The following is a 12,905-nucleotide window of genomic DNA, read 5'->3' on the forward strand; positions in this document are numbered from 1 at the left end:
CGACAGTCGTGCTAGGCTGAGGGCTTAGGGAGCGCCTTGGCGATTCGATGGTCGATCTGACTTCAGAAATGGCGGGCCTTTGGGCGGCGCTGGGACCGGCGCCGGCGCATCGCGCGCGCGTCATCCAGTTCGCGTCGGCCGCGACAGGCGAGGGCGTCTCAACCGTGGCGCGCGAGTTTGCGCGTCTGGCGGCCGTGCGGGCGAGAAAGCCCGTCTGGCTGATCGACGGCGACCTGGCCCAGCAGGGGCAGCTGGAGACGGTCTCGGCCGAGCCGGATCGGTTCGGACAGGTCGGCAAGGCGGCCCAGGCCTCGCCCGACGGATCCAGCTTCTACGCCGTGACGCCGCGCGTGACGGGGCGCGACGGCAAGCCGGTGCCGGATTCGCGACTGTTGACGGCGCGGTCGTGCCTGGGCGGACGGTTGTGGGTGACGCATTTCCATATGGAGGCGCTGCGGTCCGGACACCGGGTCGAGGCGGTCGGAGAGCCTCGCTATTGGGAGGCGCTGCGGCCTCATGCCGACACCATCGTCATCGACGCCCCTGCAGCCGACCGCAACGACATGGCGATCATCCTGGCGCCCTTCGTGGACATGACGGTGTTGGTCGTCGCGGCCGAGAGTACGGCGGCCAGCGCCCCGGTCATCCTACGCGACGAGATCGAGGCCGTGGGCGGTCGGATCGCCGGGGTCGTGATGAACCGCTCGACCTACAAGCCGCCAAGCTTTTTGCAGCGACTGACGGGCTGACCCGCTTCCAAATGCGGTGATTTCGCTGTCCGATTTCGGACATTCGCTTAGAAAATGAGGGGGTTGAGCTGGAAATGGGCTCAGCTGCGACACCTTTACGCACGTCGCGCATTGTGCGGCCATGACAAAGTCAGTCGCATTCGTCGGAGCGGGACCGACAACCCTTTATGCGCTTCATGCCCTTCTCTCGCGAGGCGCCGGCGCGGCGCAGATCACGGTCTTCGAGGCGAGCCAGACCGCCGGATGCGGCAGCCCCTACAGTTCGGATTGGAACGACAGGGCGATGCTTTCGAACATCGCCAGCATCGAGATTCCTCCGCTGCGCGAGACGTTGGCGGATTGGCTCGCTACACGGACCACGCCAGAGCTTGAGGCGATGGATGTCGATCGTGCGTCTCTCGACGAGCGGACCTTCGTTCCACGCATCGCCCTGGGCCGGTACTTCGAAAGCCAGTTCGCGATCATGGTGGACCAGGCCCGCGCCGCCGGTTTGAACATTGAAGTCAGAACGGGATGCCGCGTCATCGACGCCGCCAACAGAAATGAAGGTTTGGAGCTAACCTTCATGTCGCCGCCGTCGCAGCGCGTGACGAAGGCCGTGTTCGACCACGTCGTCCTGGCCACCGGTCACCAATGGCCGTCGCGCCAGCAAACCCAGCCCGGCTATCTTCTCAGCCCGTGGCCAGCTTCAGTCCTGGCGCACATTTCAGCAACGAACGTCGGCATACGGGGTTCGTCGCTGACGGCCATCGACACGGCGGTCGCACTCGCCACGTCACATGGAGCGTTCGTCCAACGTGACGAGCAACTGGTCTATCAGCCTGGGCCGGATACTGAGGGCTTTCGCATCACCATGATGTCGCGGAAGGGCCTGCTTCCGGAGGCCGACTTCTATTTCCCGCTGCCGCATCCGCCGCTTGCGTATTGCACTCCGCAGGCGGTCGCCGCCGCCATGGACCGAGGGCGGGTCGGACTGCTGGATGCGGTCTTCGATCTTTTTCGACGTGAGCTGATTGATCTGGATCCCGACTACGCCGCCGAAACGGGATTGCAGGACGCCACGCTAGAGACCTTCGCCGAGGCCTATTTCGCCCGGCGCGCAGCGGTCGATCCCTTCGTCTGGGCCGTCGCCAACCTGGAGGAGGCGCGGGCGAACCACGCTGCAAAGGTGACGGTGGCTTGGCGCGACGCCATCCTTCGGATGCACGAAGTTGTCGCTGCCATCGTGCCCCATTTGGATACAGAGCAGTTCGACCGTTTCAACCGCGCCTTCAAACCGATCTTCGTCGACATCTATGCCGGCGTGCCGCATGAATCGATCGAGCGAATGCTGGCCTTGCACGCAGCCGGCAAGCTGGAAGTCCTGGCCCTTGGCGACGATTATGAAGTCGACGCCCATTGTCCCGAGGGCGGGGCCCGCTTGACGGTCGAGGGCGCGACCAGACATTTCCCGGTCTTTATCGAGGCGACGGGTCAGGCGGCGTTGAGCGGCATTCAGTTCCCGTTCCTGTCACTGTTGGAACAGGGAATCGTTCGAGACGAAGTCGCGAATGATGCGCCCGATGTCGTCAGGGGGATCGCCGTCGATGACTCGTTTCGGCCGGTCAACGCACCTCTGCCCATAGACAGGCTGTTCTGTCTGAGCCTGCCGTTTCTCATGGGGCGTCATCCCTTCGCACAGGGGATCACCAGTTCACACGAAATGGGTGGGATCGTCGGTCGGCGACTGGCGTTGATCCTGGATACCGCAAAGCCTGCGGTCGATCTCGCCGAAACGGCGGCCTGAAGTGAGGGTAAATGAGACTGTTTGCGATCTACATCGGCGGGGAGCATCCGGCCGCGAACATCGAGGTGCATGACATGCGGTTCGTCGCCGCCCCCTCTATCGAGGCGACGCATGAGACCTTGCTCGCCCAGTGGTGGGGTCGCGAGGGGACGCTGCACATCGACTGCTGGTCGGAGATTTCGCAAGCGGACGGCTATGAGATCAGCCTTCTGCCCGAGCCTTACGAGGGCAAGGAAAAACTCTATTACGTAAACCTCGGCGGCTATGATGGCGTGGCCTTCGCCGAGCAGCATCGGAATGTCTTCGTCGTCGCCGACAGCCTGCCTGCGGCCAAGGCGCGCGCCATCAAACAGGCGACGGGATGGACCGACGCGCATCGCGACGAAATGTATGAGGCAGAGCAGGCCTTTGCGCTGGACGACGCCGCTCATGCCGTACGCCTACATATTCACCTTAAGCCGAGCCTGCTGATCGGCGATCCAAACTTCGCCTGCCATTACACGCCGATTCACTGAGCCACCGGGTCAGGCGTCGGTGCGTCTGATCATCGCCGCGCCGTAGAGTTTCGGCTCGAAGCCCTTGGTCCAGAAGACTTTGCCGAGGCCTCGGGCGCAGCGGTCGTAGGTGTGGGCGCGGTCGGGGCGGCGCAGGAGGGCGGACGCCAGCGACAGGGCGCCCCAGACGCCGGTCTGGGCCAGGCCGACCAGCATCCATTTGACGACGCCGGGCCAGTCGCGGCGGGCGGCGGCCATCTGGGTCGGGCTCTGGCCATAGGCGAAGGCGCGGGTCAGGGCGTAGTTCAGGGTGGCGCGGTGGGGCGGGGCGAACTCGTCCGCCCAGGCCTCGGCGGCCCAGCCGAACCGGCCGCCGCGCGCCGACAGGGCGGTGAACAGCCGGTCGTCCTCGCCGCCCGTCTCGTTCATGGCGACATCGAAGGGCGCGTCGCCGGGCAGGGCGGTCGCGCGCACCATCAGACTGTTGCCGCAGCCGTGGATGGTTTCGGTCAGGCCGGTCTCGTTCGGGCCGTCGCGGCCGAAGAATCGCTCCAGATAGGTGGTGGTCCAGCCGGTGTTTTGCGGCACACGCCCGTGAATGGGGCCGAAGACGACATCGGCGCCGGTCTGGACTTGCGCGTCCAGCAGGGCAGCGAGCCAGCCGGGCGAGGCGGCCTCATCGTCGTCCAGGAAGGCGATCAGGGGCGCGTTGGTTGCAGACAAGCCGATGTTGCGCGCCGTCGCCACGCCGGGGACGGGGGCGTGGGCGTAGGTCAGGGAGACGGGCGCCTCGGCGCGCAGGCGCTCTATCAGGACGGCGGCGGAGCCTTGCGGATCATTGTCCGCGATGACGATGGCGGCGACGCGGTGCAGCGATCCGGTCTGGGCGAAGACGGATCGCAGGGCGCGCTCCAGGCTTTCGGGGCGACGCAGTGTGGGGATGATGACGGCGACATCGCGCATGGTCAGACGGCGTCCGCATAGACGGCGGCGCGGTAGAGCCGCAGGGCGAAGGCGCGGGCCTTGACCGGCAGGACCGTCGTCAGGGCGGCCTGTTTCATCAGGCGGCGCGCCAGGGGCAGGCCGGGCAGGCGTTTCAGGGCGCGCGCGGCCTTGTAGCTGGGGTAGGTCTGGACGATGGCGGGGTGCAGGGCGACGACGCGGGCGAAGTTGCCGGCGCCCTGGTCGAACTTGCGCGCCAGGTCCTCGACGGTGTCCAGGCCCATATGGGTGGCCGGATTGTCGATATGGACGACTGGAAACCGGCGCGAGACGCGCATGGCCCACTCTACGTCCTCCCAGCCCCAGCCGCTGAAACCGGGATCGAAGGATTCGGCGGCGAAGACGTCACGGCGCACCAGGAGGTTGGAGGTGTAGACGTATTTCTCGGGCGTCAGGGCGCGCTGGGACGCCGGCAGGCATTCCGAGGCGCCGGACAGGGCGCGGTGGACGGCGAAGCGGGCGTCGGTCGGGGCTTGATCGAGAGAGAAGCCGCCGAAGGCCACGGCGGGGGCGTCGTGGGCGACGAGGCGCAGCCAGGTTTGGAGGAAGACAGGCGTGTCGGGCCGCATGTCGCTGTCTAGGAACAGATAGGCCTCGCCCCGGGCGGCGGTGGTCAGGCGATTGCGACCCCTGGCCCGACCCTCGTTAGCGGCCAGGCTGATCAGGCGGACGGGCAGTTGCAGGGCGTCGAGGGTCGCCTGAAGGCGCGCCGTCAGAGCGGCGTCGGCGGTGCCGTCGTCCAGCAGGATCAGCTCGACCGCGCCGGACAGGGCAGGGGCCTCGGTCTCCAGTTGGCGCAGCAGGGCCTGGGGATCGTCGCGCAGGAAGGGGATCAGGACCGAGATCGTCGGCCTCGCCTGCGACCAGGCGGCGTTGTCGTGGATATGGGCGCTCATGCCGGCACGCTCCGACGCGCGCGGATCAAGCGCAGCAGCACGTCACGGACGCCGGCGGCGTTCAGCGTCAGGGCCACGGCCGCATAGACGAGGCCGCCCACGCCGGCGTCCAGCATCAGCTCCACGAACCCGCCGATGGGGGGCAACATCCAGACGACCCCGGCCATGACGGCCGACGCGATGCCACAGCGGATCAGCGCCTCCCACGGCATGGGCAGGGCGATGGCGCGGCGGCTGAGCAGGAGGCAGGCGATCAGGCCGATGGCGAAGCTGGCGGTGGTCGAGACGGCCGCTCCGACGACGCCCAGCCGGGGGATCAGAACTAGGTTCAAAGCGACGTTGCACAGGGCCGGAATGGCCATGGTGACCAGCAGCAAGCCGGTCTTCTTGCCCAGGGTGAAGCCGAAGCCGAAATAATAGGCGATCATGCCGGACAGGAAGGACGAGGCCGCGATCCAGGGCGTGACCACGGCGGCGGCGGCGCGCAGGTCCTGGCCGATCATCAGTTCCGCCATCGGCCGCGCGACCATCGACAGGCCGACGGCGGCGGGCAGGCCGATCAGGATCAGGGTCGAACCCTGCTCCAACGCGGTCTGGCGCAGGGCCTCGCGGCCACCGCGCTCCAGCGCCATGACCATGGCCGGCGCACCGGCCGCCCCTAGCCAGATGAAGATCACGTCCAGGGTCCGGTTCGCCAGGCTATAGCTGGCGTGATAGGCGCCGACCGCCCCTGCATCCATGAAGGCGGCCAGCAGGAACCGGTCCGTCGAGGCCAGCACCACGGCCAGCGTCAGCGACGCCGCGATCGGATAGCCGTAGGCGGCATAGGCCTTGAGCCGCGCCCGATCCACGGCGGCGCCGGTCGCCTGGCGCAACTCGCCGGGCAGGATGAAGGGCAGGGCGAACAGGGGGGCGATGGCCAGGCCCAGCAGGGGTGAGGCCGCGCCGGCCCCGGCGACGGCGAACCCGGCGCCGACCAGAAAGCCCAGGATGGAGACGCCGATGTCGACGCGGGCCGCTTTCGACACTTCGCCCGCCGCTCGGAACCGCTCCTGCGCCAGCTTGGCCAGGTTGCGCACCGGCGCGCCGGCCAGGCCGAAGGCGACGGCGATCTTGAGCGCGGGCGGCAGGGGCGCCAGCCACACCACCAGGGCGGCGATGGGCGTGAAGACGGCGATGATGGCGAAGGAGGTGCGGTACAGGCTGGCGAAATGGGCGGCCAAGCCCTCGGGCGTGCGTTCGGTCGCCCAGAAGCGGGCCATCGACGCCTCCAGCCAGCTGAAGGTCACGGTGTGGGCCAAGGTGGTGACCGAAAAGGCCAGGGCGTAGTGGCCGAAGTCGTCGGCGCTGAGCAGGCGCGTGAAGACGAAGATGGTCAGGAAGCCGACCGCGCCCTGAACGATCTGGGCCGGCAGATAGCCCCAGACGCCGCGCCAGAACATGCGCTTCTCGCTCAACGCACGGCCGCCCGGTCGCCCAGCAGGACGGGGATGGTGACGGCGATGACCCACAGATCCAGCCAGAAGGACTGGCGCTCAATGTATTCGATGTCCAGCTGAACGCGCTCTCGCACCTGAGCCTCGGTGTCCACCGGACCGCGCGAGCCCTTGATTGCGGCCCAGCCGGTCATGCCGGGCTTGATGCGATGGCGGTGGGCGTATTCGGCGACCAGCAGGGCGGATTCGGTCTCGCCGGTCTTCATGCCGATGGCGTGGGGGCGCGGGCCGACCAGAGACATCTCGCCCGACAGGACGTTGAATATTTGGGGCAACTCATCCAGGCTTGTGGCGCGGATGAAGCGGCCGACGCGGGTGACGCGGTCGTCGCCGGGACAGACCTGGCGGCTGGCGGTGGCGTCGGCGGCCTCGTGGCGCATCGAGCGGAACTTCCACACCACGATGGTCTCATGGTTGAATCCGTGGCGACGCTGGCGGAAGAAGACGGGGCCGGGGCTGTCCAGACGCACCGCCAGGGCGACCAGGGCCATGACGGGGGCGGCGACCACCAGGGCGACCGCGCCGACCAACAGGTCCTGCATCCGCTTGTTGAAAGCCCGACGATCCGGGTCGACCGGCCCGTCCAGCGACGCCAGAGGCGCATTGCCCAGCCGGTTCAGCACCCCGTCGCCGCCCAGTTCCGAATCGACCAGCACCGTCAGCGGATTGGGCAGGGCGTTCAGTCTCTGGGTCAGGTCGCGCACCCGCTGGCCCGCGTTGGGATCGATGGCCAGGACGATCCGGTCCACATAGGGGGTCATGCGATGGGTCAGCAGGGCGTTGGCGTCGCCCAGCACCGGCACGCCGGCGACGCTGTCGGGCGAACGGGCCAGACGATCGTCGAACACGCCCAGCACATTCATGTCGCGCCGCTCCAGCGCCCGCTCGATCAGGATCCTGGCGTTCCGGGTGGCGCCGACGAGGACGATATTGGGCGACAGGGCGCCCAGACGCCGCCAGCGCGCGATCACCGCCAGCCACAGCCCATGCAGCACAATCAGGGCCGCCGTCGTCGTCAGCGCCCAGGGTGCGACCACGTCCAGAGCCGGTCGGTCCAGCAGCCATCCCAGGATCAGGGCGACGCCGGCCGAGACCAAGCCGACGCCCGCGACGCCGAACAGATGCAGGACCCAGGGCGTGTCGCGACCGAATCGATAAAGCTGCAGCGCCCGCATCGACGCGAGAACCAGCACTGCGCCTCCGATTACGGGCGCTGCATCTCCGACGGTGATGTCGGCTAAGCCCATCGGCTGGATCGCCAGGATCGCGCCCAGCGCCAGACCGACGACGACCAGCACATCGACCAGCCTGAAATAATGGGCCGACAGCCGCACGGCCGAGCGTTCGCGCGCATTCAGCCACACCTCGGGCCGGAACGGGCCACGCGCGGCGCGGCCCTTGGGCGGCGCGTCGGCGGCGAGACTGGCGGGGCGGTCGAGCAAAGGGCGATCCAGAGGCGAAGAACGGCCGCGATACTGCCGGTATCGCCTCTATGTCGCGTTAACGTGGACAGTTTCGCCCGAACCGGATTGCGCGACGCATCAGCCTCCGCTATCGACGCCGTCGCAGGAGACGTGGCCGAGTGGCTGAAGGCAACGGTTTGCTAAATCGTCGTACCCCGTAAGGGGTACCGAGGGTTCGAATCCCTCCGTCTCCGCCACCTTTTCCCGACATTTGACGAAGTCGCCGGTTGATCACCTGAACGCCGCCGGCTTCAAGCCGTGCCGCTGGAGCTTGTCGTATAGGGTTTTCCTCGGAACCTGCATTTCGGCGAGGACGGCGGTGATGTCGCCGCGGTGGGACTGGAGAGCGTCGCGGAGGAGTTCGGCCTCGAAGCGGTTGAGGCGGTCCGGCAGGCTGAGGCCGGCGTCGATGGGGCGTATGGTTTCCTCCAGCGACAGGGCCACGCGTTCGGCGAAGTGGGCCAGTTCGCGGATGTTTCCGGGCCAGTCGGCTTCAATCAGGCGGCGTCGCACGCCGTCGCCGAAGGGCGGCGGTTCGATGCCGTGGCGGTCAGCGGCGCGGCGCAGGAAGTGGGCGAACAGCAGGGGGATGTCCTCGCGTCGTTCGCGCAAGGGCGGCACGCGTAATCGCACCACGTTCAGCCGGTAATAGAGGTCTTCGCGGAAGACGCCGGTGCGCGCGGCTTCGCCCAGGTCGATTTTCGACGAGGCCAGTATGCGCAAGTCCAAGGCGCGGGGTTCGTTGGCGCCGATGGGGTGGACCTCGCGTTCCTCCAGCACCCGCAGCATCTTGACCTGGACGGCCAGGGGCATGCTCTCGACCTCGTCCAGGAACAGCGAGCCGTTGTGCGCCCGCTCGACATGGCCGACGCGGCGACGTAGGGCCCCGGCGAAGGCTCCCAATTCGTGGCCGAACAGTTCGCTTTCGATCAATCCGTCGGGCAGGGCGCCGCAGTTGACCGCGACGAAGGGGGCCAGCCGGCGTCGGCCGCCATTGTGCAGGGCGCGGGCGACGGCCTCCTTGCCGGTCCCGGTCTCGCCTTCGATCAGCACATCCATGCGGGCGTCGGCGATCTGGGCGATGGTGGCGCGAAGGGCGGTGATGGCGCGCGAGGATCCTGCTAGCGGCAACTCCTGGCCGCCATCCGAGGCCATGGCCAGCAGGCGGCGGTTCTCCAGCACCAAGCCGCGTTTCTCCAACGCCCGGTTCAGGCTGTCATGAAGGCGTTCGAACGGGAAGGGCTTGGCCACGAAGTCATAGGCGCCGTCCTTCATGGCCGCGACGGCGTCCGCGATGTCGCCATGGCCGGTGATCATGATGACCGGCAGGGCGGGGTCCAGCGCCTGAAGCCGGCTGAGCAATTGGCGCCCGTCAAGGCCGGGCATGCGCAGGTCAGTGACGACCACGCCGGGGAAGTCGGCGTCGATCGCCTTCAGCGCAGGTTCGGCGCTGGAGAAAGCGCGCACGTCATAACCTTCCAGTGTCAGCCGTTCGACCAGAGCCTGGCGGAAGTCGGCGTCGTCCTCGATCAGGGCGACGGCGTTGGGGCGGGCGAACTCCATCAGACAATCCTCAAGGTGGCGACGAAGGTCGCGCCGTCGTCCTCGTCGATCAGGTCAAGCTCGCCGCCGAACCCGGCGATCAAATCGCGGCAGATGACCAGGCCCAGCCCCAGGCCATTGGCGCGGGTGGTGACGAAGGGGGTGAACAACTGGGCGCGCACAGCGGGCGGCACGCCTGGGCCGTTGTCGGAAACGATAAGGCGGACACGGTCGCTCTCGCGCGTGACCTTCAGCGTCAGCCGTGGGCGGTCCCGCCCCTCCAGCGCCTCGGCGGCGTTCTTGACCAGGTTGACGATCACCTGTTCCAGCCGGAAACGGTCGGCGCGCACCGTGACGTCGGCGTCACCTTCCCGGATCAGCGCGACGCCGCCTTCGTCCAGCCGTCCCCGCGTCAGCAGCAGGGCGCCGTGGATGGCGTCTTCCAGTCGCACGACGCCGATCTTCGGGTCCGACTTTCGAGAGAAGACCCGCAGGCCTTCGGTGATGGCGCCGATACGCTGGGTCAGGTCGCCGATGCGCGCCAGTGCGCCCCGCGCCTTGTCCGGGTCTTGGCGGTCCAGCAGGACACCGGCGGTTTCGGCCTGGGTCTGGATGGCGGCGACGGGTTGGTTGATCTCGTGCGCCACGCTGGCCACGATCTGGCCGAGGGCGGCCAGCTTGCTGGCCTGGACCAGTTCGTCGCGCAGCAGTTCGCGGGCGGTTTCGGCGCGGCGACGTTCCTCGATCTGGCGGTTCAGGGCGGCGTTGGCGTCGCGCAGTTCGCGGGTGCCTTCGTCGATCCGCCGTTCCAGTTCGTGCCGCGCCTCCTCTTCGGCGCGCGCGCGGGCCAGGGCCTGTTGGCGACGACGCAGCAGGACGGCGACGACCCCCGCCAACAGGGTGACGATCAGAGCCGCCAGGGCGCGGGCGGTGGTGACGGCGGCCTCTATGGCGCCGCGTCCGGGTGACAGCAGATGCAACGTCCAGCCGGGCGTTTCGGTCGGGACGGCAGCATGCATCCAGCGTTGCTCATGGCCGCTCACGGGCGCCTGGACCAGACTGGGGCGGTCGCCGGAGGGGGTGACGAAGGGCAGGGGCCTCAAGGCTTCAGGCTGAAGCGTTTGGTCTGTGAGGGTCAGGCGTCGCCGCCGTTCGTCCAGCGGCTCGGTGGTGCGGAACCGCCATTCCGGCACGCTGGTGATCAGAACGACGCCGCCGGGGTCGACGACATATGCCGGCTCCCCCGACGCGCGCCATTCGGCCTCAAGATCTGCAAACTCGACTTTAACGACGACGACGCCAAGAGGCGCACCGTCCGGGCGATCCACGCGCCGCGCCAGATAAAGGCCGGGGCGACCCGACACGGTGCCAAGGGCGAAGAACTCCGCCTGGCCGCTGCGCATGGCGTTGATGAAATAGGGTCGAAAACCGTAGTCGGCGCCGACGAAGCTGGTCGGCAGGCGCCAGTTGCTGGCGGCGCGGGTTCGGCCGTTGGCGTCGATGATATAGATGGCGGCGGCGCGGGTCTGACGCGCCAAGTTTTCCAGCTTGAGGCTGACAGGGCCGCCCTGAACCGTCGGCGGGGCGCCCAGCAAAGCGGCGATGTCGGGATCGCCTGCCAAGGCCAGCGGTAGGGAGCGATGTTTCTCCAGCTCGCTGCGCAAGACGGCGGCGTGAAGGGCGGCGGCGGCCTCGGCCTGTCGAACCAGTTCGGCTTGGGCGTCTCGCCGGGCGGCCTCGCCGGCGCCGATAGCCGCGACGACGGCCAGAATGATCCACGCCGCCGCGACGACCAGCCAACTGCGGCGCCAAGGTCTGCGATCCGAGTCCGTGAACGATGTCCTGCGCATAGGGACATTGTGCGGATAATCGCACTATGCCGATAGATGCTTGCGCGAAAAATCGCACGATGGTCTCGGGGTGAGGGTGTGTCGGTAAGAAAAGCGACGTGATTTCATTACGATAGACTGGATGTCGCATTCGCTTTTCAAAGCGACCTTAGTCATCGAAGGTCTGTCGAACGGAGCGTGACGAAGATCGCGCCCATCGAGGAGACTGCGAGGATCGCCCTCGCAAATCAGGAGCCTTTCGTGATTTCAGTCCCATCAGAGGCCGCGCCGGTCGTTCGCCGGCCGTTCTATCGCCACCTGTATTTCCAGGTGTTGATCGCCATCGCGCTCGGCGCGTTGATCGGTCATTTCTGGCCTGACTTCGGCGAAAGCCTGAAGCCGCTGGGCGATGGATTCATCAAGCTGGTGAAGATGGTCATCGCGCCGGTGATCTTCCTGACCATCGTGACCGGCATCGCCGGCATGCGCGACCTGGGCAGCGTGGGTCGTGTCGCCGCCAAGGCCTTCGCCTATTTCCTGGTCTTCTCGACTTTGGCTCTGATCGTGGGCCTGATCATCGCCAATATCGTGCGTCCCGGCGATGGGCTGAACATCGACCCGGCGACGCTGAACGCCGGCGCCGTGGAGCAATACGCCACCGCCGCGCACGAGAGCACCATCGTCGGTTTCCTGATGGGCGTCATTCCGGACACTCTGGTCAGCGCCTTCTCGACCGGCAACATCCTGCAGGTTCTGTTCGTCTCCATTCTGTTCGGTCTGGCCCTTGCGCTGGTGGGCGAGCGCGCCCAGCCGGTGGTCGACCTGTTCGAGACCCTCAGCCTGGCCGTCTTCAAGCTGGTGGCCATCGTGATGAAGGCCGCGCCGATCGGCGCCTTCGGGGCCTTTGCCTTCACCATCGGCGCCTATGGCATCGCCTCCATCGCCAATCTGGCGGCGCTGATCGTGACCTTCTACGTCACCGCCATCATTTTCGTGGTGGGTGTGCTGGGGCTTGTGGGGATCGCCAACGGCTTCAATATCCTCAAGCTGATCCGCTATCTGAAAGAAGAACTGCTGCTGGTGCTGGGCACCTCCAGCTCCGAGGCGGCCCTGCCTAGCCTGATCTCCAAGATGGAGCGCGCGGGCGCCGCCAAGTCGGTGGTCGGCCTGGTCGTGCCGACCGGCTATTCGTTCAATCTGGACGGCACCAACATCTATATGACGATGGCGGCCCTGTTCATCGCCCAGGCGCTGAACATCGACCTGACGATCTGGCAGCAGATCACGCTTCTGCTGGTCGCCATGCTCAGCTCCAAGGGCGCGGCCGGCATTACGGGCGCGGGCTTCATCACCCTGGCGGCGACCCTGTCGGTCGTGCCGGACGTGCCGGTCGCCGGCATGGCGCTGATCCTGGGCATCGACCGCTTCATGAGCGAGTGCCGGGCCCTGACCAACTTCATCGGCAACGCCGTGGCCACCATCGTCGTGGCCCGCTGGGAAGGTGAGTTGGACCGTGACGCCTTGAAGGCCGCGTTGGATGGACAACCGTTGCCGGTGGTGGCTCTGCCCGATCCGGCGGCAGGACCAGGAGATGATCTGATCCTGGCCAAGGACTGATCCGCCGAAACTGTTTTTAGCAAGGACCGTC

At 67.2% G+C, this 12,905-nt stretch carries 10 protein-coding genes and 1 tRNA gene; 5 read left to right on the forward strand and 6 right to left on the reverse strand.

Annotated features, from left to right (window positions below; genetic code table 11):
• Positions 1-47 precede the first annotated feature (47 nt).
• From CHRYSEO8AT_RS11950 to CHRYSEO8AT_RS11960, 3 genes are all read left to right on the forward strand, one after another.
• On the forward strand, positions 48-749 hold the full coding sequence (locus CHRYSEO8AT_RS11950) for a hfsB (RefSeq protein WP_135195397.1): 702 nt from the start codon (positions 48-50) through the stop codon (positions 747-749).
• A gap of 121 nt (positions 750-870) precedes the next feature.
• Entirely contained in the window at positions 871-2,535 is a 1,665-nt protein-coding gene (locus CHRYSEO8AT_RS11955) for an FAD/NAD(P)-binding protein (RefSeq protein WP_159850274.1), read from the forward strand.
• An 11-nt stretch (positions 2,536-2,546) separates the two neighbouring features.
• Positions 2,547-3,050: a DUF1543 domain-containing protein gene (locus CHRYSEO8AT_RS11960; RefSeq protein ID WP_159850276.1), complete on the forward strand. Its 504-nt coding sequence runs from the start codon at positions 2,547-2,549 to the stop codon at positions 3,048-3,050.
• Between the two features lie 9 nt (positions 3,051-3,059).
• Here CHRYSEO8AT_RS11960 and CHRYSEO8AT_RS11965 read toward each other — a convergent pair whose 3' ends face one another.
• Genes CHRYSEO8AT_RS11965 through CHRYSEO8AT_RS11980 form a run of 4 tightly spaced genes read right to left on the reverse strand, consistent with a single transcriptional unit; the run spans position 3,060 to position 7,865 of the window.
• Entirely contained in the window at positions 3,060-3,992 is a 933-nt protein-coding gene (locus CHRYSEO8AT_RS11965; protein ID WP_159850278.1) for a glycosyltransferase family 2 protein, read from the reverse strand.
• Between the two features lie 2 nt (positions 3,993-3,994).
• Positions 3,995-4,927 carry a glycosyltransferase family A protein gene (locus CHRYSEO8AT_RS11970; protein WP_159850280.1) on the reverse strand — a complete coding sequence of 311 codons (933 nt, stop codon included), beginning with the start codon at positions 4,925-4,927 and terminating at the stop codon, positions 3,995-3,997.
• Complete coding sequence (locus CHRYSEO8AT_RS11975) at positions 4,924-6,384, reverse strand: polysaccharide biosynthesis C-terminal domain-containing protein (protein WP_370514242.1); 1,461 nt, start codon at positions 6,382-6,384, stop codon at positions 4,924-4,926. The genes CHRYSEO8AT_RS11970 and CHRYSEO8AT_RS11975 overlap by 4 nt, the downstream gene beginning before the upstream one ends.
• Positions 6,381-7,865, reverse strand: a complete 1,485-nt coding sequence (locus CHRYSEO8AT_RS11980; protein ID WP_159850291.1) for an exopolysaccharide biosynthesis polyprenyl glycosylphosphotransferase — start codon at positions 7,863-7,865, stop codon at positions 6,381-6,383. Before CHRYSEO8AT_RS11980 ends, CHRYSEO8AT_RS11975 begins: the two co-directional genes overlap by 4 nt.
• Positions 7,866-7,991: 126 nt before the next feature.
• Here CHRYSEO8AT_RS11980 and CHRYSEO8AT_RS11985 point away from each other — a divergent pair.
• A tRNA-Ser gene (locus CHRYSEO8AT_RS11985) sits at positions 7,992-8,083 on the forward strand.
• A gap of 34 nt (positions 8,084-8,117) precedes the next feature.
• Here the strand turns inward: CHRYSEO8AT_RS11985 and CHRYSEO8AT_RS11990 are convergent.
• Both CHRYSEO8AT_RS11990 and CHRYSEO8AT_RS11995 read right to left on the reverse strand, forming a co-directional pair.
• Complete coding sequence (locus CHRYSEO8AT_RS11990; RefSeq protein WP_159850293.1) at positions 8,118-9,449, reverse strand: sigma-54 dependent transcriptional regulator; 1,332 nt, start codon at positions 9,447-9,449, stop codon at positions 8,118-8,120.
• A complete protein-coding gene (locus tag CHRYSEO8AT_RS11995) occupies positions 9,449-11,278 on the reverse strand; it encodes an ATP-binding protein (protein WP_159850295.1) in 1,830 nt (609 codons plus the stop codon). Before CHRYSEO8AT_RS11995 ends, CHRYSEO8AT_RS11990 begins: the two co-directional genes overlap by 1 nt.
• A 243-nt stretch (positions 11,279-11,521) precedes the next feature.
• On the opposite strand from CHRYSEO8AT_RS11995, the gene CHRYSEO8AT_RS12000 reads away from it, so the two are divergent.
• Positions 11,522-12,874: a dicarboxylate/amino acid:cation symporter gene (locus CHRYSEO8AT_RS12000; protein WP_370514255.1), complete on the forward strand. Its 1,353-nt coding sequence runs from the start codon at positions 11,522-11,524 to the stop codon at positions 12,872-12,874.
• Positions 12,875-12,905: the final 31 nt, after the last annotated feature.

This window comes from Brevundimonas sp. G8 (assembly GCF_902506205.1).
Lineage (GTDB): Bacteria > Pseudomonadota > Alphaproteobacteria > Caulobacterales > Caulobacteraceae > Brevundimonas.